The following is an 18,793-nucleotide window of genomic DNA, read 5'->3' as shown; positions in this document are numbered from 1 at the left end:
CGGCGGAAGAAATGCCGCGCTCCGCGCGGCTAATTCTGGCTCCGCCAGAATTCCGCCCAACTTCGTTGGGCGGGGCCGGAATCGCTCCGCGATTCGGCCTGGCGGAATTCGCTCCGCGAATTCCTTGGGCAGGCTAGGGGTTGGGGTCCACCTGTTTTTCGGCTTACCCTAAATTTCTGACTACCCGTCATAAATTCGGCCCGCTTGGCGATTTGGTCTTCCGGCCTCTCGCTGCTTGCCCGCTGTTTTTGTGAGAGACCACCATGGCACACCCGCCTACCGCCCCACAACCCCACCCGCCGACATCAACCCTGGCCTGCGGTACCGATGGTGCGTCAAACTTGAGCCACAGATAGCTTATGGGCTCACCACCCACCCCCGTCCCCCAACCACGGTGGGAGTTCCTATCGCCCCGCAGGGCCCGAGGCGCGCAGCGTCTCTCAGGGGCCCGTGTGGGCCGCGCCAGCAGACGCGCGGAGGCTCTGCCGACGCGCAACCACGAAGCCCGTCCCCGATCCCCGAGGCCGCCGCGCAGCCCATGCCCGCCCCACCCTTTTCTCATTCGGGCAGGGAGAGCGGCAGCAGAGGGGATGTCAGCATCCCGACCACGGGCAAATGGGCTTCTGACCTGGGGCGATCGGAGGTGGGCGATCTGGTGAGGTCAGGAGATAGTGCAAGGGGTTGCGCAGGAGATGGTGCAGGGGATGACGCAGGAGATGGTGCAGGGGTGTTGCCACAGGCCAGCGATGCGGTATTATGGAACACGTCACCCGGGGTGGCCCCCCGGTTCGATGTCGCCACACGTTCGTCAACAGGAAGGCATCAACGTGGAGATCGTTATCGCTGAGGGCAAGGTGACTTCCCTCAAAGTCGAGATCGCGACCGCTCAGGCAATGGCTGCTCGCAGAATCGCGAATTTCCTTCCGCGCCCGGAGCTTCTGCGAGACGCCGTGATCGAGCACAACCAGGACGAGGGCACCACCTCTATCCGGTTCGACACCACGGCCGGTCCCATCCGTTTCCTCCTCCCGGTCTCCCGGGAGTCGGAATTCCAGTTCATTCGCGACAGTGACACCGGGCCCGTCATTCTCGGATCGTTCCGGGGGTTCTCCCTTCCGAGTCGCACCATCGCGTTCCGGATCAGCGAGTTCCTGCGACTGCGCGGGTTGAAGTAAGCGGCAGTCCTGCCGAGGGTCCGGCTCTCCGCCGGACCCTCGGCTCACGGTCCAGCACTACACCCAAGGGAAAGGACAGGAACCGTGAGCATGACCCGCCTTGAGGCCATCGAGCCCAAATACCCTGCGGCGAGCCCGAGCGAGGGCGAAGAGGAACAGGCAGAGGCCGCGTTCGCATCGGTGCTGGCGCAGCTCTCGCCGCGTTTCGGTTTCCGGCGCGAGGTTCGCGAGCTGGCTCAGGCATTGTTTGAGTTGGGGTGGATCGCTGGTGTGCGTACGGGCCACACCTGGCCCTCGCTGATGAACGTGCCCTTGCCGGACGGGACCGTCCAAGAAGTCATGCGTGATTTGGTCGGTGCCGTTGCGGGTGTGCCCCCGCGTCTGGGGCAGAAGGTGCGGTACGAGGGGAGCATGACGGGCCGTCACGGGAACTACTGGATCGCGCACATTGAGGCGCGCCTGAGCCTGTCTGGCCGTCCGAAGGTGCATTACAGCCTTGGCGAGGTTCGGAACGGGCTGCTGCGTCCGGTGCTCCACAACGTGCACGCGGAGAGCCTCACGCCTCTGCCCGAGGACTTCGACCGGGACACTCTGTAGATCGCCGGGGGTGGGGCGGCTGGAGTGTTAAAGGGGTTGCCCCACCCCAAGTTTTAGGTATTATGGAACCAGTTCGGAAGGGTTGGCTCCCTCCCGGACACGCCGAAAGTTCGTCACCAGAAGGGAACCCAAAGTGGCTCACGAGATCGAGCAGTTCACCGACGGGACCGCCGCGTTCGTCTCCGCGAACGAGAGCGCGTGGCACAAGCTGGGCACCGTCACCGCTGGCGCGATGACCGCCGAGGAGGCCATGCGGCTCGCGTCCCTGTCTGACTGGGACGTGCGTCTCCTGCCCCTGACCGCAACCGAGCTCACCGACGACGGTGCTACGCCGCTGGAGGTCGCGGAGCACTTCGCGACCGCGCGCACGCACCCGAAGACCCGCCGCACGGAGACGCTCGGAGTCGTGGGCAGTGACTACCAGCCCGTGCAGAACGAGGAGCACGCGGAGTTGCTCAACCATCTGGTCGACGAGTCGGGCGCACACTTCGAGACCGCCGGATCGCTCAAGGGCGGTCGCCAGGTGTTCCTGACCATGAAGATGCCGCAGACCCTCACGATCGGCGGCAACGACGACGTGGATCTCTACATCGCGGCTTTCAACAGCCACGACGGAGGTTCGGCGTTCCGGCTGGTGGTGACGCCGATTCGCGTGGTGTGCGCGAACACCATGCGCGCGGCCCTCAGCAACGCCCGCTCCTCGTTCGTCGTCCGGCACACCGCCGGAGCCAAGGCCAAGATCGCGCAGGCCCGTTCCGCCCTCGGACTCACCTTCCAGTACGCCGAGGAGTTCGAGAAGGCCGCACAGCGCATGATCGAGGCCGAGATGACGCTCAGTGAGCTCAAGTCGGTGGTGGACGAACTGTGGCCGGTCAAGGAGAGCGACCACGCCCGCGCCAAGACCAACCAGCTCGTGCGGTGGGGTGCCATCTCGAACCTGTTCGAGAACGCCGACACCCAGGCCGGTATCCGGGGCACCCGGTGGGCCGGATACAACGCGCTCACCGAGTACGCCAACCACGTGGCCCCCGCACGGGGCAAGTCCGCCGACGCGAAGGCCGACGCCCGCGCCGAACGGGTGATCAGCGGAGCGGCAAGTGGCCTGATGGAGAAGGCTTTCGCCCTGACCACGGTCTGACCTCCTGACCGCCGGGCGGGCACAACTCCCCCATGGGTGCCCGCCCGGCCCCTCACCGGCCAGCAGTGGCCGCACGGGCCCCGAGCGCGGAGCGCTCACCCCCGTATCAGGAGCGCGGAGCGCTCCCCTTCGGCCCCTGCCGCGTAGCGGCAGCGCGTCGCGTCTGCGGAGCAGACCGCGCGCATAGGACACCCCGCCCGTGCTGCGCCGCGCCCAGAGGCCGGCGGACGACTGTCACCCACCCCACCCACCGCCCCGCGGAAGGCTTTTCATGCGCATCTTGAAGTGGAAGATCAAGGGCATCACGGACGACTTCACCGAGTGCGGCTGTTGTGGCCGCCGGGGACTCAAGCGCACCGTCGCGCTCATGCCGCTGGACGCCGACGGGAACGAAGACGGTACCGCCGAAGACGTCGCGTACTACGGCACATCGTGCGCCGCGATCGCGCTGGGCTGGGCGCAGGGCAAGGTGACGGACACCGCGCGCGCTGCCCAGGCGGAGCGGGAAGAGCGCGACGCGTACGCGCGCCGGATGATCAGCTTGTACGCCCCCGTGGAGTTCGCCCCGGTCCGTGACCAGGCCCGCGTCTTCTACGGCCGCAACGGGAGTCTGCGGGACACAGGCGTGAAGGCGACCGAGGAAGTGGCGAAGTCGCTGGCCGAGGCCCGCGAGACGCTAGCCGACACCACGACCGGCCCGGCCCGCCCGTCGAGGATCGAGGACTTCCACCCCTACGTCGTGATCTTCACCCGTGACGGGCACATCCATCTCGTTCGACGGCTGCCGGAGGACAAGGACGAGCGGCAGAAGGGGGCCGCCGCTTTCCTGCACCACGCCGAGGTGATCCGGGGCAAGCTGCTGATCGTGGCCGCCCTCGACGCCGAGGCCGCGCGCGATGTTGCCTACTCCGACGACCTTGTCCGTGAGTGGAACGCGAAGGCCTGGCAGGATCTTCATGTCTGAGCCCAAGGTCACCCGCACCGGTGAGATCGTCACGGCGTCCGCTGTGGGCCGCGCCGTCCACGTCCTCGCCGCCCTGCTGCTGGCTCTGGACGAGGGCAGCCACCACCTCAGCATCGTTGCCGAGCGCACGAACGGCACGACCGTCAGCGCCGAGCTGTCCCTGTCCGTCGGAGCCGCGCCGCTGCGCGTGACCCACTCCGCCACGGAGTACCTACGGTTCCTTGCCCTGGTGACCTTCGCCCTGGAGTACTGCACCGTGCGTCACGCCGTCCTGGTGGCCACGACCGCCGACGAGCCCGCTCCGCGCGCGTGCGGCTGGACCGTACGGGCCGGATGGCTGCACCCCTTGGGCACCCGCGAACTCCGCGAAGCAGCCATGCCCTGCCCCGGAGTCACCGCGCCGCGCCTGGTCTACCGCGCGCCAGTCCTGCACCACCCCGACGAGTCCACCGAGGACGCCCATGAATGACAAGCCTGCTGTGAGGCCGGATGGATACTGCGGCAACACGGCACCGGTTTCCGGCAGCGTCCGCAGCATCAACACCACCGCGCTGGGCAGCAAGTACGCCCGGATGAACAACCGCCCCTACGGGGCCTGCTCATGTGGCCGTACGGGGATCAGCGTGACCGACCAGGGCGAACTGTACCGCCACAAACCGCCGCAGGAGTGACCGCCGAGGCCGTCCGCCCTACAGGGCGGACGGCCCATCCGGCCCGCACCGCGACGCCCCGCACCCTGCCGTCCGTCCTACCGCGAGAGGAACCGCCCATGTCCACCACCACCGCCCTCACGATCGAGACGCCCACCGGCATCGTGCGCGCCACCGTCGGCCCCCGGCTCATGGATGCCGTCGTGTTCGAGCTGCACGGCGCGATGCGGGGCAGCGTGCACGTCACCGGGACCCACCACCCGCACGACTGGGACCAGTTCACCGCCGTGCGCGCCTGCCTCGGCCCGGTCAACGCCTACGAGACGACCGCCCCCGACGACACCCTGCCCCGGCTCGCCCACGGCCGCAGCGGCTACCACGGCAGCCTCACCCGCTACCCCGGTGACTACAGCGAACGCCCCGAGGTTTGCGTGAATCCGCCGTCGACCGCCGCCGGGAACGAGCCGTCGCCGAGGACGGCTGCGACGCTCACCGCCGTGCTGCGTGCGTGCGCCGACGATGTCGCCCAGCGCGACGACCTGCCCCTGATCCTGGACGCCTCCAGGAGACGCGAGACGCCCCGGCTGCTGCGGTTCCTCAACTGGGCCGCCGCACGCGCCGACGCCGAAGCCGTCCGCTGCGCGGCAGAGTCGCAGTCCGCCCGCCACGCGTTGAAAGCCGCCGTGGCCGTCTGGTGGAGCGTCGCGCGATGGCTCACCGCCCACCCGCATCCCGTACTGCTGCTCATGCTGGCCGACTACTACGGCTCGCTGTCGCGCCACATCCACGTCCTGGAGTGGACGGCTTCCAACCGCGTCGAGCGCGCCGCCGAGGAGAGAGCCCGCGCGGACAGGTACCGGGCCGAGGTCGCCTCTCTGCGCGCCCAGCAGCAGTGCGGCCGCACCCGCCGCAGAGGAGCCCAGGCGTACACCGGAGCCGAGGAGATGGTGTGACCATGCGCTGGCTGATGGCCCTGGGCGAGCGCACCCGCCCCGACACTCCCACTTTCGCCGAGTGCCCCGGCCCGCACGAGGCCCGCGCGGTCGCCCTGGTGGACGACGCGGGGCAGCTGTTTGCCATCCTGCTGGAGTGGCGGCGGCTGTTCGGCAACGACCTGACCGGGTGGGCCAGCCAGGTTGAGGCGGACGACATCGAGAACCTTCCCCTGGACGTGATCGAGAACTGGGGGCCCGACCAGCTGCGCCTGGACACGATGCCGGGTGGCTACGTGAAGGTGTCCGACTACCGCGACCACCAGGCGCTTGCCGCCCTGCCCACCAGGAACAACGTACTCATGCGTCCCTAGGGGAATCCGGCACGAGGGCGGTGGGGCAGCCCCGGGAAAACCAGTTGCTCCACCCTACATTTTAGGCATTATGGAACATGTCGAAGTTAGCGAGGAGATACCCCGTGGCATCGTTCACCCACGCCACCCCAGAACGCTGCGCCCAGCTTGGCCGCGCGCTCACGGCCGCCGGCCTTGACTGGAGCGACAACGGCCGCCAGGACAACCCGTCACGCCTCACGTACACCGTCACCGACCCGCACGGGCGCACCTGGCGGATCAGCCCGGTCACCAACTTCCAGATCGCCCCGTCCAGTCCAGCGCGGATCTGGCAGGCCAGCAGCGGGGGCTTGGCAACGTCCACCGCCGTCCTGTCCGCCCGCAAGATGGCACAGCACATCAGGGATGTTGCGCCGTGAGCGGTCCGCCGCCGTTTCGGCCTGAGGACTTCGACGAGCGGTGCGAGACCTGCCATGCCCCTGCGGGCCAGCTCTGCCACGCATGGTGCGACAGCGGATACACCGCCGATGACGCCCGCGCCGACGCCGAGCGCCACGCCGCCCAGCACGACGCCCAGCGCTCACGGCCGTAGGCCACTGCCCGCCCGTCCCTCTCCCTCGAAGGGAACCCCCACCATGCCACGCACGGACTCCCCGGCAACGACACTCCAGCGCGCCAACGCCGCCCTGTCCACGTTCCCCGACCATCGCCCCCACGGCGGGGTGACGGTCTTCGAGAGGCAGGTCGCCCATCCGGTCGGGGCAGGCGCACGGTGCGCCGTCGCCTCGTGGTGGACACCGGGCGGATCCTCCCGCGCGGTGGCACCGTTCATCGCGGATGCCCTTCGCCGGGCCGGGCTGGTGACGACCGAGCCACACGGCAGCAGCGAGGTGTACTTCGCGCCGCAGCCGCCCGCCGACCAGATCTCCATGCGGTTCCGCCTGGCCCCCGCCGTCATCGGCGGCGGTTGGGGTCTGGTGGACCAGTTCACTGGCGCGTGCGTGCACACGTACGGCGATCCGCAGTGGGCCAAGTCCGTCGCTGAGGGCGCGGAACGAGAAGCGGACGCCGCCCGGCAGGCCGCAGTCGCCTCCCTTGAACTGCCAGGACTCGCAGAAGACCTGATCGAAGACGAGCAGTTCCGGGCTCTGGCCGTGGAGCTCTCCGTCGCCGGGCTGATGCCCTACGGCCTACCCGACATCGACTACACACGTACGCCGGGCTTCCAGATCTACCGCAGCGCGGGTACCGCCAAGGTGGCGAGGGTGCTGGAGCCCTGGGGGTCGGTCCGGCCCGGAGCCCGCTTCGATGCACCCGGGTATGAAGCCGAGCGCTACGACAGGGACATGGAAGCGTACGCGCAGCTCCTCGGCCGCCCAGGCCGAGCGGTGACCGTCGAGCCCGACGGCCTCCGGGTCCAGCTGGACAACCCGCCGCTCTGACAGCGATGCGGCGACGCTGCCGCCCGCCCCGCCCCGCTCGCCCGATGACCGGGGCCCCACCGCGCGCCCACCCAGTGACTTCCGCCGGGGGGCCTCCAACGACGGCCCCGCGCAACCACCGGCACCCGCCCACCCTGAAGAGAAAGGCTCCGCCGTGCCCCGGTCCGCACTCTCCCCGCCGCCCGCGCCGGCCCCCGTGGCAGAGGAGGAGCGCAGGTGTGTCGACTGCGGCCTGCCCTGCAACGAGCAGGTCGCCTCCGTCCGCCGTCTCAGGGGCGGTGCCCGCGCGGTGTACGCGTGCTCCGTCCACGCCGCCCGCCGCCAGGCCCGCTGACCTGCACCTTCGTGGCGGGGCCAGCGCCGATTAGTGCAGTTGCACCACTTCAGCATTTCGGTATTATGGAACATGTCGAGAGAGTGGCTCCCTCTCGACACCGCTGAAAGTCCGTCAACCAGCACAAGGAGGCCAGACATGGCCACAGCCACCGCCGACCAGAGTGCCACCTCCCTCCCCGTCGACACCGACGAGGAGAACCTGACTGCCGTCCTGCTCGACCCGAGCGCGATCGTGCGCGACGAGTACAACGCCCGCGAGCACGACACCGAGCCCGACGCCGAGCTGATCAGCTCCGTGAAGTCCGTCGGCGTCCAGGACCCGGTCAGTGTCCGCCCCCGCCCCGACGGCACCTACACCGCGTTCAAGGGCTGGCGGCGCACCCAGGCCGCGCAGATCGCGAACGCCACCGCCGAGGCGGAGGGCCACCCCCAGCGGCAGATCAAGGCCTACGTCCGCGCCGATCTGGTGGGCCGGGACGCCTGGACGCGGTTCCTGTCGCTGATCGAGAACCGCCAGCGCCAGGGCATGTCCCCGAAGGACACCCTCAAGGCCGCCGAGCTGTCGCTGCTGGGCATGGACGAGGTCGAGCAGACCAAGGCCGCGCGTGCGCTCGGCCTCAAGCGCGGCACCGGCAAGCGGCTCGGCCGGGCGCAGCAGCTCGACGACGCCACCTTGCGCCGGGCCTCCGCCTCGGGCATGGACCTGGAGCAGATCGCCCAGCTCGCGGAGGTCGAGGACGTACCCCTCGCCCAGGACCGCCTGCTGCGGGCGCTGGCCCGCGACGAGGCGGAGCAGGGCGGCGGGCGTGGTCACTGGGACCAGGAACTCGCCCTGCTCACAGCCGAGATGGACGACCGCACCGCCCGCAAGGAGGCGGTCGCGGCACTGGAGAAGGCGGGCATCCCCCTGCTGCCCGCGCCGTCGGCGTACGGGGAGAAGGACACCGCCCGGCCGCTGTCGGAGCTCACCTCGCCACTGGGCAGGCCGATGGAGGAGGCCAGCCACAAGGGCTGCCCCGGCCACAGCGCCCGCCTCGACGACGAGCACCAGCCCGTCTGGTACTGCGCCGACCCGGCCGAGCACGGGCACAAGGTGCGCCCGAAGCCGAAGCCGCACAAGAGCGCCGAGGACGAGGAGGCGGCCGCAGAGCGGGCCCGCACCACCGCGTGCAACCGGGCCTGGAAGGCTGCCGCAGGCCCCCGCAAGGCGTTCGTCTCCCGCCTGGTGCGCGGCAGCAAGGCCCTGCCGGAAGAGGCCTGGCGGTTCGCCCTGGGGGTACTGCTGGACCTGCCCCGCTGCTACGGCAAGTGGGCGCAGCGTCAGGAGAGTGAGGACGTCGCCCAGTTCCTGGGCGTGAAGCTGCCCGAGAGCGCGCTGGAGCAGGTGCGGCTGTCGGAGCACGTCACCCCCTCCAAGGCCCGCATGGCTCACGTGCTGTTCGCGCACGTCGCCGCCGCGTTCGAGCGCGACATGCGCGAGCCGAAGGGCTGGAACGACGCCAGCATGCAGGTCCGCTTCCTGTGGGAGGACCCCACGCCCCAGCAGGCCGCCTACCTGCTGCTCCTGGAGAAGCTCGGCCAGGACGACCAGGGCTCCTACCGGCTCTCCGAGGTCGAGGAACAGGCGGTCGCCGCCCACCGGGACAAGGACACCGACGCCACCGACGAGGCGTGAGTCGCACGGCCAGGCCACACACGCAGGACGGCCGGGCACCGAACGGTGCCCGGCCCCCGTACCCCACGCTCACTCATGAACCACACGGAGCCCCTCATGTCCACGTCCGGTCCTGCGGAACCCGCGCCGAGTCAGCGAGACCAGCCGCTCACCCTTGACGTGCTGCGCCGCCTGGTCGGCAACGACTGGGCACGCCTTCCGGGAAGCACCCTGGTCGTGCTCTCCGCCGACCCCGAAGGCAACGGCTACTCGCCGTTCAGCACCTACGAGCGCGCCCGCTACGCCCCCGAGGATGACGGGCTGCGGGGCGAGGTCTACCCGCTGGAAAGCGAACTCGCCAACGACCCGGAACTGCGCAGGCTCTTCCCACAGATCCCCGACAACGCCGTCGCCGCGCTGGTGATCTACCCGCTCGGCTGACCGACGCACACCCCATAGGCGCCGCACAATCTGCGCCCCCCGGCCCGCCGTCCGGCGGCCGGTCTCTTCCACCGGGCGCACCCCCAGGCCCGGCTCACCGCAGGCAACACCAGAGAGGACCCCGCCATGCCCACTCTTGCCGAGATCCGCGCCCACGTCGCCGCCCTGGCCGACGTGAACGCCCTCACCGCCGTCCAGGAGACGGCCGCCGCCCGGCTGGTCGAACTCGACGCCGCCCAGCGCCCGGTCATCCTCCCCGGCCGCACCGCACGGATCAACACCACGATCCGCCCGGCCTGCCTGCGCCGCCTGACCGGCACCGTCGGCCAGCCCAACACCACGGGCAGCCGCTTCGACTTCGTGCTCGACGAGGACTCCACCGAGCAACTGCGCAGCGACCCGCACAACACCCGCTTCACCGTCCCCAGGGACCAGACGCGGTACCGCATCCCCAAGGTCCCGGCCGCCTGCATCGAGCTCACCAACCCCCCGGCCGACGCGCAGCCGTAGCCCCTCCCCTGTCTGTGGGGGCCCGAGGCGGCGTTGCCGCCTCGGGCCCCCACAGACACAACCCCCGCAACCACCAAGGAGAAAGGAGAGCACCGCACATGTTCGACCGACTCGAATGGGCCGACACCGCCAGCGCGGCGGTCCTGCTCTACCCCGGCACCGACATCGACGACGCCGTCGTCGAACCCGGCGAGATCGCCGTCGCCATAAGGACCGGCAGCAACGGCATCGCCCTCTACGGGACGCAGCAGCAACTCGCCGACCGGCTGCAACAGCTCAGCAACGCCGTCCGCACCGCACCGCCCGTGCTCCAGCACGCGGCCTGCATCGCGGCCGCCCCCGCCTCGCTGCCTGCCAGCGGCACCGTATTCCTGGAGGCACGGCGGACCCGGTGCCGCGAGAGGGCCACCGTGGCCGCAGACCCGCGCCAGGCAACCTGTCCGTACTGCATCGAGGACCACAACGCGGACCCCGCGACCCCGGACCACCTGCGTATCCGGCTCAGCCGCCCCGTCCCCGCGCTGCCCGACGCCGCCGCGCAGCCAGCACGGCCGAGGGAGAAGTGACCACGGTGCGTCCTGGCATACCGGTGCGCTGCCTCCACCGGCCGCTGTTCCAGGGCCTGGTCGTGCCCTGGGTGTCGCTGACCCACAACGGACACACCGCGTTCGGCAGCCTCGACGCCAGCCGCATGCGCCACGCCTTCCACCGGCGGTTATGTCAGATCTGCTCCGGGCGCCTTGAGGAACGGTTCTTCGTCCTCGTCCGTCCCGCCGACCAGGGACAGGGCTACTCCCCCGAGCCCGCGCTGCACCCCGAGTGTCTGCCGTATGCCGCAGCTCACTGCCCGATGCTCAACGGCCACGCCACGCACTACCGCTCGCGTCCCGTGCTTGCCTCGCACCCGGCGGGCCGCCCCTGCCCCGATGCTTCCTGCGCCTGCCCCGCACCCGGCGCCGACGAGGACCACACGGCCCGCAGCGGACAGCCCGCCGACCGGTACGAGGCCTGGATGATCGACTCCCGGCACTACCTGCTGGCGTATCGCCAAGAAGCGCCCGACGTGCCGGTCGGGATCAGTCTGAACGTGCCCATCCTGCGCAAGCGCGTCCTGCGTGAGGCCGCTCTGCCCGCCGACCAGGCCGCCGTGCTCGACCTGCTGCGCACCGCCCTGGGACTGGAGCAGCCCTAGCCCGTGCGTCCCGGGCCCAGCCCGGGACGCCGCCCCCGTCTACGCGACCCCGAAGGCAAGCCGCGTGAGCACCGCGTACCCCGTGACCCTGCCGCCCGTTCCCGACGACCCAGAGACCGTCTGGCATGCCCAGCGCCTCAGCGACACGGTCGTGGAGCGCCCGGCCGAGGGGCGGCCGTCCGCCACGACGCTGTTCGCGATCGACGCCACCAGCCCGGCCGAGGCGGAATTACGCGTCCTGGCGTGGATCAACCACAGCTACGAGGACGACCTCCGCCAGGCAAGCGCCACCGCCGAGCACCAGGCCGGCCCCCACCGCTGGCACGTCAGCCTGCGCATTCCCGGTGAGTTCTGAGCCCACGGCAGACGTGCCGCGCACCCATCCGCCATCCACCGCCCCGAAAGGGAACCACCATGACCACCCCCGAGCCGAAGACCCCCATTCACCGGAACACCCCCATGGGCAAAGCCGTCATCACACTGCACCAACAGCTGACCGAACTGGAGGAGCGCACAGGCGGGTGGCCCGGCGCGGACGTCGTCGACATCCTCGGCGACTGGCTGGAGCAGTTCGACTTCACCGCCGCACAACCGGCCCACGCGCACATCCCGCCGCGCCCGCCGGACAGCGTCTGGCTGCTGCGCCGCTGGGACAGCGACGAAGACCGTGTGCTGCCGTTCACCGACGAAGGCCCCGCTCTCGCCGAGATCGCACGGCACGTACGCGCAAACTGGACCAACCTCCGCAGCCACGAGGACGCCCCGCCCGACCCTCCCGCCGACGACCGGAAGGCCGTGGAGCTGTACTACGGACCCGACTGCGACCGCTTCCCGGACGAGGGCTACTCCCTCCACCGCGCCACCATCCAAGGACGGCGCCTGGGCCGCCTCGTGCCCCTCACCTTCACGTTCCCCCCGCCCGACGTGTGCGAGCGGGCGAACCGCAACGCCGTCTTCCACCCGCAGACCGACGAGAACGACCTCCCGTGCAGCGAGGTCGACGGCATCCTGGTGTTCGCCTACCTCAACCACAAGCTCGGCGCCGTGCAGGTCTCCATCCACCTCGACACCGCAAGCGACCACCTCGTGCGACCCGACGGCACGGTGCCCCTACGCGTCAGCGTCGAGGACACCGTCGTACTCGACGACAGCGGCACCGAAGGCGCACCACGAGAAGCCGTCCTGGACCAGTTGCTCAACGCAGCCGACGCCAGTCACAGGCAGGCCATCCACGCGGCCGCCCTGGCCGCAGGACTCCTGTGGAACTGCCCGGCCTGCCACTGGGACAACCCGGCGGCGGCCGCCTGCTGCGAGGACCCCGGCCCATGCCGGAAGCCCAAGCCAGCCGCACACGACGCGGCCGCGTAGGCGGGGACGAAGACGTCCCGCACGAGCGGCTGAGCACGACCAGCGGAACCGGGAGCGGGTGCCTCCCAGAACAGAAAAACGGGATGACACCCGCCCACGTTTAACGTATTATGGAACTTGCTTCGTTTCCGTGCGCCGCCCGACGTTCATCGCCTCCAGGAGGATCCCCATGAGCGGAGAGACCAGCGCCGTCATCCGCGGCCGCGTAGCCGGAATCGTGCAGCTGCGCCACACCGAACGCGGCACACCCGCCGCCCGGTTCACCGTCATGCAGCTCCCGCGCACCTACGACCGCACACACGGCCAGTGGCACGACAGCGAACCGGTCCCGGTCATCTGCACCGTCCTTGGACCCGTCGCCCGGCACGTCGCCGAATGCCTCACCGACGCCGTGCACGTCATCGCCACCGGCAACCTGGCCCTGCGCGCCAACGTGCTCCACCTCGATGCGGCCCAGGTCGGCGTGGACCTCGCCCACCACGTCGCCTACATCGACGACACCCTGCCCGCCGTCCTCGCCGGACACGCCCCCGCCCCGCACGCCGCACCCGCACCTACGCCCATTCGCCGTGCCGGGCCCGCCCGCCCCACCCCCGCAGTCCGACCGGCCCCCGTCCCCGCCCCGGCCGCAGCCGCTCCCGCCGACTGGTGGGACACCGCGCCGCGCACGCCCTGGTACGCCGTCGCCGCAACCAGCCCCACCAGGCACTGACCGCGCCCGCGAGCCACCCCACCGCACATCGCTCCCCCGGCCTGCCCACCGGCCGCACCCTGATGGAGGTTCACCATGCCCAGCCCAGGCCTGAGCGAACGCGCCGCCCGCGCCGCGCTCGCCGCCCACTTCACTCCCTCCCAACTCGCCGCCGAGCTCGCCGACTTACCCCCGCAGGAAGTCTGGAAGCAGCGCCTGTCCCGCGACAGCAGCGGCCGCCTTTCCCGCTACAGCCCGGCGGGCGGGCTCCATGCCGCCTCTGGCCGGTTCCTCATTCCCTCGGACGAGGCCTGGCCCGCCGCGCTGGCCGACCTCGGTCCCCACTGCCCGCTGGGTGTGTGGGTCCGTGGAGAAGACCAGTTGTCCCAGCTGACCGCGAGCGCCGTCGCGGTGACGGGCAGCCGCAACGCCGCCCGGCAGGCCGTCGCCCGGGCCCAGACCTTCGCCACCGCCATCACCGAAGCCGGTCACACCGTCACCGCGACACTCGCCTACGGCGTCGACTCCGCCGCCCACCAGGCCGCCGCCCGCGCCGGGCGGGCATCCCTGGCCGTCCTGCCATGCGGGCTGGACCGAGCCCACCCCGAAGCTCACGCACCGCTGCTGCGCTCCATCCCCGCCTCGGGCGGCGCCCTGCTCAGCCTCTACCCGCCCGGCACCCCGGCCAGCGGCCTGACCCTCAAGGCCAGCGCCCGCCTGCTCGCCGCCCTCGCCCACGCGGTGATCCTCAGCGAGGTCCTGGACGACGCCGAGCCAGCGATGCACACCGCCACGGCCGCCATCAGCCTCCGCCGGCTCCTGCTGGTGCCGCCCTCATCCACGGACGCGCAGGCGGGCCCGACCGACCGGCTGCTGACCGCGCACCAGGCCGTCCCCCTCACAGACCCCCAAACCGCTCTCGCCCTGCTCTGACCCCGGCCACCGGGCCGTACCCCGCCTCTGCTGGCGGAGTACGGCCCGGAGAGAGGAACCCACCATGCTCACGCACGCGGACTCCTTCGCTGCTGTCGTCACGGCACACCCCGACGACGAAGACCACGCCCCGCTGCTCCAGGACCCCGTACTCGCGCGGGTGGCCCGCGCCGGTGACATAGCCGACGGCGACCTGATCCTGGCCGCCCTCTCCCCGCACCAAGCGGACTACTTCAACGAGCCCTACACCGCCCACCCCGAGCCCTACAACCCCCACTGCCCCTGCGGAGTGTGCTGCGAACTCACCGACCAGCCCGGTCCCGTGACCGTGCTCTCCAACGGCCATCCCTGGCAGTCCTGCGACCCGTGGCCCGCCGACGACCTGATCCTCATCATCCCCGCCCAGCCCCTGCCCAGCCCGGCCGCGAAGGAGTGAGCCGCCATGCCCAACACCGCGTACAGCCTGTTCCTGCCCGGCCTGACCACCGATGACGACCTGGACACCGTCATCAACTGGGGCCTGGGCGCCGACTCCACCGCCTACCTCGCCCGCATGCTCACCGACCCCGCCGCCCACGGCATCGACCTCCAGCGCACCGCCGTCCTCTACATGGCCACCGGCAGCGAGTGGCCCGAAACTCGGCTCCTCGTCGAAGAGTTCATGCTGCCCCTCCTGCGCGAGCACGGCGTGCGCCTCGTTCAGCTGGCGCGCAACGGTCACCTGCAGCAGCACGGGTTCACCGTCCTTGACGACTCGCGCCGCCCCGCGCGGCTCTTCGCCTGCGGGCCGTGGACCCTGTGGGACGACCTGGAGTCCGTCGGCACAGTGCCCCAGCAGGCCGGCACCCGCAAATGCAGCCTGTGGGCGAAGGGCGCCGTCGGCGACTGGTGGCTCACCCAGGTACTCGGCGGGCGCCCGTTCCGGCAGATCATGGGATTCAACGCCGACGAGGAGGGCCGCCGCTTCGGCGACCAGGCCGCCTCGAAGATCCCCGGACGCACCGGCGAGTTCCCCCTCATCGACTGGGGCTGGGGTCGGCAGCAGTGCGAGGCCTACCTCAAGGACCGGTTCGGCGTGTACTGGCCGAAGTCGTACTGCACCTTCTGCTGCTTCCCCACCTCCATGGGCGCCCTGCCCGCTCACCTGGAGCGCATGCGCACCCACCCCGACATCGCCGGACAAGTGCTGCGCCTGGAGTACACCGCGATGAGCCTCAACCCCAACGCCAAGCTCTACGGCCGCAAGAGCCTCCTAGAGCTCCTCAACCCAGCCGAGCCGCAGGACCGGGCGTGTCTGGACGCCTTCGAGCACGCACTAGACATGCCGTGGGCCCTCTATCACGTGCGCCGGCTCTTCCTGCTGTCTGAGTCCGGCAAACGGCGCCCGGTGATGCGCTCCACCGAGCGCGTCGACCTCGGCCGCCCGCAGCAGCTGGCCCAGCAGCTGGCCTCCACTTCTCAGCGGCACCGCGTCGACGTCGAGCACGACCCGGTCTACGGGCGTGCCCAGGCCTGGATCCGCCCCCGCCGCACGGACTGGCCGATGGCGGAGGAACTCTTTGCCACCGCCCCCGCCTGCGTGATCGACAAGCGGGACAAGGGATTTGACCAGGAGTGGAACGTCCTGCTCTCCCGCTCCAGCGTCCAGCTCCCGCTCGCCTGAACCACTGCCCCGCCCACCCCCTCGCCCTGGAGGCCCGCGAGCTCGGCCTGGCCGTCGACATGGGCCGCGTCAACTCCCGCCGTTGGCTGCGCCTTGCACAGGCCATCGGCTGCACCAGCGCCGACGGTACCTACCTCGCCTTCGGCCCCGATACCAATCTTCCCCGCCTCCTCGCCTGGATGAACGAACTCCACACCACCCCAACCCTGTTCGGAGACGACGCATGACGACGACCTGGCTGCGCTACGTGGGCGCATCGATCATGGGTATTCTCGACCCCGTCCCCTCCGCGGTGGCTTCCCCCATGGCCAAGGAGGAAGGCGCCTGGGTCCGCGCCAACGCCTGGACCAAAGCACTGCGCAAGATCGAGGACGCCTACCCCCACGGCTTCCACCGCTGGTGCTCATGCGAGGCCGGCACCTGCCACCCCTGCCGCACCGGCCACCACAGCCATTGCATCAGCACCAACGGCCCCCGCGTCGACGAGCACGCCAGCACCATCACGGACCGCGGCGGCTTCGTCGTCGCCGTGATCTGCTACGGCCCCGACCAGCAGCCCTGCCGCTGGATCTGCCCGTGCACGCACGAACCGAACGCCGAAGCAGACGAGGCCGCCGCCGGCCACGTCCCCGAGACGCAAGCGGTGCCGACCACCCACCGGTCGACGGCGCGTTGCCCGTCGTCCGCGCCCGTGTCCGCACCGGACGGGCAGCTCTCCCTCTTCGCCGACGCCGTAGCCCCGGAGGAGTCCACGGGCGGTGAGGCGCCATGACGTACCCGGTCCAGGAGACGCTCCCGTTCGAGGACCTGCCGGAGATTCCGCCCACGTCGCCCAGGTGCCAACGGTGGCGCCACGGTGCGCACAGGTTCGTGTTCCGCCTCGGCCGGACCCGCCGCGAGCGGGAGGAGATCGAGCTCGGCCTCCCCACGCGTCGGCCTTATCCCAAGCAGCCCGACCCCGAACCATCGCCCGCCAGAACCACGGCGGCACCGTCCGCCCGCTGAGTTCCCCCGACTGCTGCTCGTCTCGATGGAGTTGACATGCCTTCGCGTCCCACCCACTCGTCCACCATGCCCGACCTGACTTCGTACGAATTGCTCGCCCCGCAGCTGTCCGGCGGCAAGGACAGCGCGGTCACGATGGCCGTGTTCATGGAAACCGCCCGGGCCGCCGGTGTGGAGGACCGGGTGCTCTCGTACCACTCCAGTCTTGGTGTGCTGGAGTGGCCCCCGTCGTGTTGGACAGCACCCGCATGCCGCACAGCCTGCTGACCGAGATCGCGGCCTACGGGCGCTTCCCCCGGACGGGCGGCCCGTACTGCCGCAGGGCGGCGAAGGAGGGCGTGGTCTCCAGCGCCTGGACGCCGATCGTCCGCCGCCTGGGGCGCGAGCTCGGCCGTCCCGTGCGGATCCTGAAGGTCATGGGCTTACGCAGTGACGAGGGAGCCGACCGTAAGAAGCGGCCGGCCTTCCGAACGGTGCAGGCCAACAGCGCGCGGGTCGTCGATGAGTGGCTACCCATCAAGGACTGGCCGGCCGACGCCGTCAAGGAGTGGCACGCCGACGCCCCCGTGCCCTACAGCTGGACGTACGACTCGGCGCCCGGGGCTGGTGACTGGGCCGGCACCTCCCGCTGCTCCTGCTCGCTGTGTGTCTTTCGCTGCCCGTCGCGACGTGCTGCTGGCAGTCGCCCGGCGGCCGCGGCTTGCCGACCTGTACGCCGAAGTCGAGCAAGCACGGGGGACAGTTTCCGGTCCGACTGGCGCATCACGGACCTCATCCGCCACGCCCGAACCTGCGAGGCCCCCGAACCGGGCGTCATCTGCCGGGACGACGGGCCGGAGTTCACCGCCCTGCAGGAACAAGTAAGGGCAGCGCTCAAGCAGAGGCCGCGCAAGGAACCACAGCTCGCCCGCCGTAGCGGGCGCGCGCAGTGCGACGGCTGCACCGCTCACCGCTGATGTCCCCACCGCCCACCGCGCCCCAGACGTAGCCTGCCGCATCCATGTATCCTGGCACGCTGCCGATTTGGAGGTCTGATGATGTCTAACAAGCCGGATGACTTGATCACAGCGCAGCAAGCAGCCGAAATGCTGGGCAGGAGCCGCCGCCGCGTCGGTGACGTTCCTGCTGTTGATGATGCGCCGAGGGCAGCTGGTATCGACTTGTTCAACGAGGAGCGGGTCACCGAGGACGAGGCGACCGCTAGCACTGATCGAGAACGAAGGGAAGCAGCAGCCAAGCGACAGATCACCTCACGGCACCGACGCCCCTCCCCGGGAAGCGCATGGGCGAAGCTGGAGCCGAATTGCTGCGAAGGATGTGGCTTCTACGGAGAGGGCATCTCGGAGCGACCTATCACCCCGGACATCGATGATTGCCCAGAACAGAGGGCAATTGCCGGTGTGTACTCGAACCATCCGGCCTACGAAAATCGCTGGGCACAGGCGTAGGGGTGGCAGAGACGCGGGCGACCGACCGCTGAGGTTGCCCACCGCCGCTGCCCTGTACCCGACCGCGAAGGCGCCGCCGTCTGCAGCGCGGACATGCAGTGCCCCTCTTCCACCGTGCCGTACAGCTGGGCGTACGACTCGGCGCCCGGCGCCGGTGACGGGACCGGTATCTCCCGCTGCTCCTGCGCGCCGTGCATGTTCGCCTCCCGCCGCGACCTGCTGACCGCTCGCCATCGGCCACCAGCCGTGGCTCGCCCGCCTGTACGCGGAAGTCGAGCAAGCACGGGGGCAGCTGCAGCCC

General features: G+C 70.4%; 27 protein-coding genes. All 27 read left to right on the top strand.

What is annotated here, in order from left to right:
• The first annotated feature begins 827 nt into the window (after window positions 1–827).
• The 27 genes from IE252_RS34170 to IE252_RS34045 all read left to right on the top strand — a co-directional run bounded on the left by IE252_RS34170 (window position 828) and on the right by IE252_RS34045 (window position 18,492).
• On the top strand, window positions 828–1,175 hold the full coding sequence (locus IE252_RS34170) for a hypothetical protein (protein ID WP_190093334.1): 348 nt from the start codon (window positions 828–830) through the stop codon (window positions 1,173–1,175).
• Between the two features lie 84 nt (window positions 1,176–1,259).
• Window positions 1,260–1,772 (top strand): hypothetical protein, encoded by a 513-nt coding sequence (locus IE252_RS34165; RefSeq protein ID WP_190093333.1) that lies wholly within the window; start codon window positions 1,260–1,262, stop codon window positions 1,770–1,772.
• A 133-nt stretch (window positions 1,773–1,905) separates the two neighbouring features.
• On the top strand, window positions 1,906–2,910 hold the full coding sequence (locus tag IE252_RS34160; protein ID WP_190093332.1) for a DUF932 domain-containing protein: 1,005 nt from the start codon (window positions 1,906–1,908) through the stop codon (window positions 2,908–2,910).
• Window positions 2,911–3,181: 271 nt separating this feature from the next.
• Complete coding sequence (locus tag IE252_RS34155) at window positions 3,182–3,874, top strand: hypothetical protein (protein ID WP_190093331.1); 693 nt, start codon at window positions 3,182–3,184, stop codon at window positions 3,872–3,874.
• The gene (locus tag IE252_RS34150; protein WP_190093330.1) at window positions 3,867–4,343 is read left to right on the top strand and encodes a hypothetical protein; all 477 of its coding nucleotides are present in this window, start codon (window positions 3,867–3,869) and stop codon (window positions 4,341–4,343) included. Before IE252_RS34155 ends, IE252_RS34150 begins: the two co-directional genes overlap by 8 nt.
• Window positions 4,336–4,545: a hypothetical protein gene (locus IE252_RS34145; protein WP_190093329.1), complete on the top strand. Its 210-nt coding sequence runs from the start codon at window positions 4,336–4,338 to the stop codon at window positions 4,543–4,545. The genes IE252_RS34150 and IE252_RS34145 overlap by 8 nt, the downstream gene beginning before the upstream one ends.
• A 98-nt stretch (window positions 4,546–4,643) precedes the next feature.
• The gene (locus IE252_RS34140) at window positions 4,644–5,477 is read left to right on the top strand and encodes a hypothetical protein (RefSeq protein WP_190093328.1); all 834 of its coding nucleotides are present in this window, start codon (window positions 4,644–4,646) and stop codon (window positions 5,475–5,477) included.
• A 2-nt stretch (window positions 5,478–5,479) separates the two neighbouring features.
• Window positions 5,480–5,830 carry a hypothetical protein gene (locus IE252_RS34135; protein WP_190093345.1) on the top strand — a complete coding sequence of 117 codons (351 nt, stop codon included), beginning with the start codon at window positions 5,480–5,482 and terminating at the stop codon, window positions 5,828–5,830.
• 104 nt (window positions 5,831–5,934) lie between these two features.
• The gene (locus IE252_RS34130) at window positions 5,935–6,228 is read left to right on the top strand and encodes a hypothetical protein (RefSeq protein ID WP_190093327.1); all 294 of its coding nucleotides are present in this window, start codon (window positions 5,935–5,937) and stop codon (window positions 6,226–6,228) included.
• The gene (locus IE252_RS34125; RefSeq protein WP_190093326.1) at window positions 6,225–6,401 is read left to right on the top strand and encodes a hypothetical protein; all 177 of its coding nucleotides are present in this window, start codon (window positions 6,225–6,227) and stop codon (window positions 6,399–6,401) included. Before IE252_RS34130 ends, IE252_RS34125 begins: the two co-directional genes overlap by 4 nt.
• A 43-nt stretch (window positions 6,402–6,444) precedes the next feature.
• Complete coding sequence (locus tag IE252_RS34120; protein WP_190093325.1) at window positions 6,445–7,251, top strand: hypothetical protein; 807 nt, start codon at window positions 6,445–6,447, stop codon at window positions 7,249–7,251.
• Between the two features lie 472 nt (window positions 7,252–7,723).
• A complete protein-coding gene (locus tag IE252_RS34115; RefSeq protein ID WP_190093324.1) occupies window positions 7,724–9,262 on the top strand; it encodes a ParB/RepB/Spo0J family partition protein in 1,539 nt (512 codons plus the stop codon).
• 96 nt (window positions 9,263–9,358) lie between these two features.
• Window positions 9,359–9,682: a hypothetical protein gene (locus IE252_RS34110; protein ID WP_229848966.1), complete on the top strand. Its 324-nt coding sequence runs from the start codon at window positions 9,359–9,361 to the stop codon at window positions 9,680–9,682.
• Between the two features lie 126 nt (window positions 9,683–9,808).
• Window positions 9,809–10,192 carry a hypothetical protein gene (locus IE252_RS34105; RefSeq protein WP_190093323.1) on the top strand — a complete coding sequence of 128 codons (384 nt, stop codon included), beginning with the start codon at window positions 9,809–9,811 and terminating at the stop codon, window positions 10,190–10,192.
• Between the two features lie 98 nt (window positions 10,193–10,290).
• Entirely contained in the window at window positions 10,291–10,758 is a 468-nt protein-coding gene (locus tag IE252_RS34100; protein WP_190093322.1) for a hypothetical protein, read from the top strand.
• Window positions 10,759–10,763: 5 nt separating this feature from the next.
• On the top strand, window positions 10,764–11,384 hold the full coding sequence (locus IE252_RS34095) for a cell envelope biogenesis protein OmpA (RefSeq protein WP_229848965.1): 621 nt from the start codon (window positions 10,764–10,766) through the stop codon (window positions 11,382–11,384).
• A gap of 64 nt (window positions 11,385–11,448) precedes the next feature.
• Window positions 11,449–11,739 (top strand): hypothetical protein, encoded by a 291-nt coding sequence (locus tag IE252_RS34090; RefSeq protein ID WP_190093321.1) that lies wholly within the window; start codon window positions 11,449–11,451, stop codon window positions 11,737–11,739.
• Window positions 11,740–11,798: 59 nt separating this feature from the next.
• Complete coding sequence (locus IE252_RS34085) at window positions 11,799–12,752, top strand: hypothetical protein (RefSeq protein WP_190093320.1); 954 nt, start codon at window positions 11,799–11,801, stop codon at window positions 12,750–12,752.
• A gap of 169 nt (window positions 12,753–12,921) precedes the next feature.
• Window positions 12,922–13,464, top strand: a complete 543-nt coding sequence (locus IE252_RS34080; protein WP_190093319.1) for a single stranded DNA-binding domain-containing protein — start codon at window positions 12,922–12,924, stop codon at window positions 13,462–13,464.
• A 75-nt stretch (window positions 13,465–13,539) separates the two neighbouring features.
• Entirely contained in the window at window positions 13,540–14,376 is an 837-nt protein-coding gene (locus IE252_RS34075; RefSeq protein WP_190093318.1) for a DNA-processing protein DprA, read from the top strand.
• A 64-nt stretch (window positions 14,377–14,440) separates the two neighbouring features.
• Window positions 14,441–14,812, top strand: coding sequence for a hypothetical protein (locus IE252_RS34070; protein ID WP_190093317.1), 372 nt, complete (start codon window positions 14,441–14,443; stop codon window positions 14,810–14,812).
• A 6-nt stretch (window positions 14,813–14,818) separates the two neighbouring features.
• Entirely contained in the window at window positions 14,819–16,039 is a 1,221-nt protein-coding gene (locus tag IE252_RS34065) for a hypothetical protein (protein WP_190093316.1), read from the top strand.
• A complete protein-coding gene (locus IE252_RS34060) occupies window positions 15,991–16,266 on the top strand; it encodes a hypothetical protein (RefSeq protein WP_190093315.1) in 276 nt (91 codons plus the stop codon). The genes IE252_RS34065 and IE252_RS34060 overlap by 49 nt, the downstream gene beginning before the upstream one ends.
• A complete protein-coding gene (locus IE252_RS34055; RefSeq protein WP_190093314.1) occupies window positions 16,263–16,811 on the top strand; it encodes a DUF6248 family natural product biosynthesis protein in 549 nt (182 codons plus the stop codon). Before IE252_RS34060 ends, IE252_RS34055 begins: the two co-directional genes overlap by 4 nt.
• Before the next feature lie 269 nt (window positions 16,812–17,080).
• The gene (locus IE252_RS43520) at window positions 17,081–17,311 is read left to right on the top strand and encodes a hypothetical protein (protein WP_229848964.1); all 231 of its coding nucleotides are present in this window, start codon (window positions 17,081–17,083) and stop codon (window positions 17,309–17,311) included.
• Window positions 17,275–18,000: an adenine nucleotide alpha hydrolase family protein gene (locus tag IE252_RS34050; RefSeq protein ID WP_229848963.1), complete on the top strand. Its 726-nt coding sequence runs from the start codon at window positions 17,275–17,277 to the stop codon at window positions 17,998–18,000. Before IE252_RS43520 ends, IE252_RS34050 begins: the two co-directional genes overlap by 37 nt.
• 78 nt (window positions 18,001–18,078) lie before the next feature.
• Window positions 18,079–18,492: a DUF6221 family protein gene (locus tag IE252_RS34045; protein WP_190093313.1), complete on the top strand. Its 414-nt coding sequence runs from the start codon at window positions 18,079–18,081 to the stop codon at window positions 18,490–18,492.
• The last annotated feature ends 301 nt before the right edge of the window (window positions 18,493–18,793 follow it).

The organism is Streptomyces melanogenes, from assembly GCF_014649795.1.
In the GTDB taxonomy this organism is placed as follows: Bacteria; Actinomycetota; Actinomycetes; order Streptomycetales; family Streptomycetaceae; genus Streptomyces; species Streptomyces noboritoensis.
Note: the sequence above shows the minus strand (reverse complement) of the source record. Positions and strands in the feature narration are given on the sequence as shown.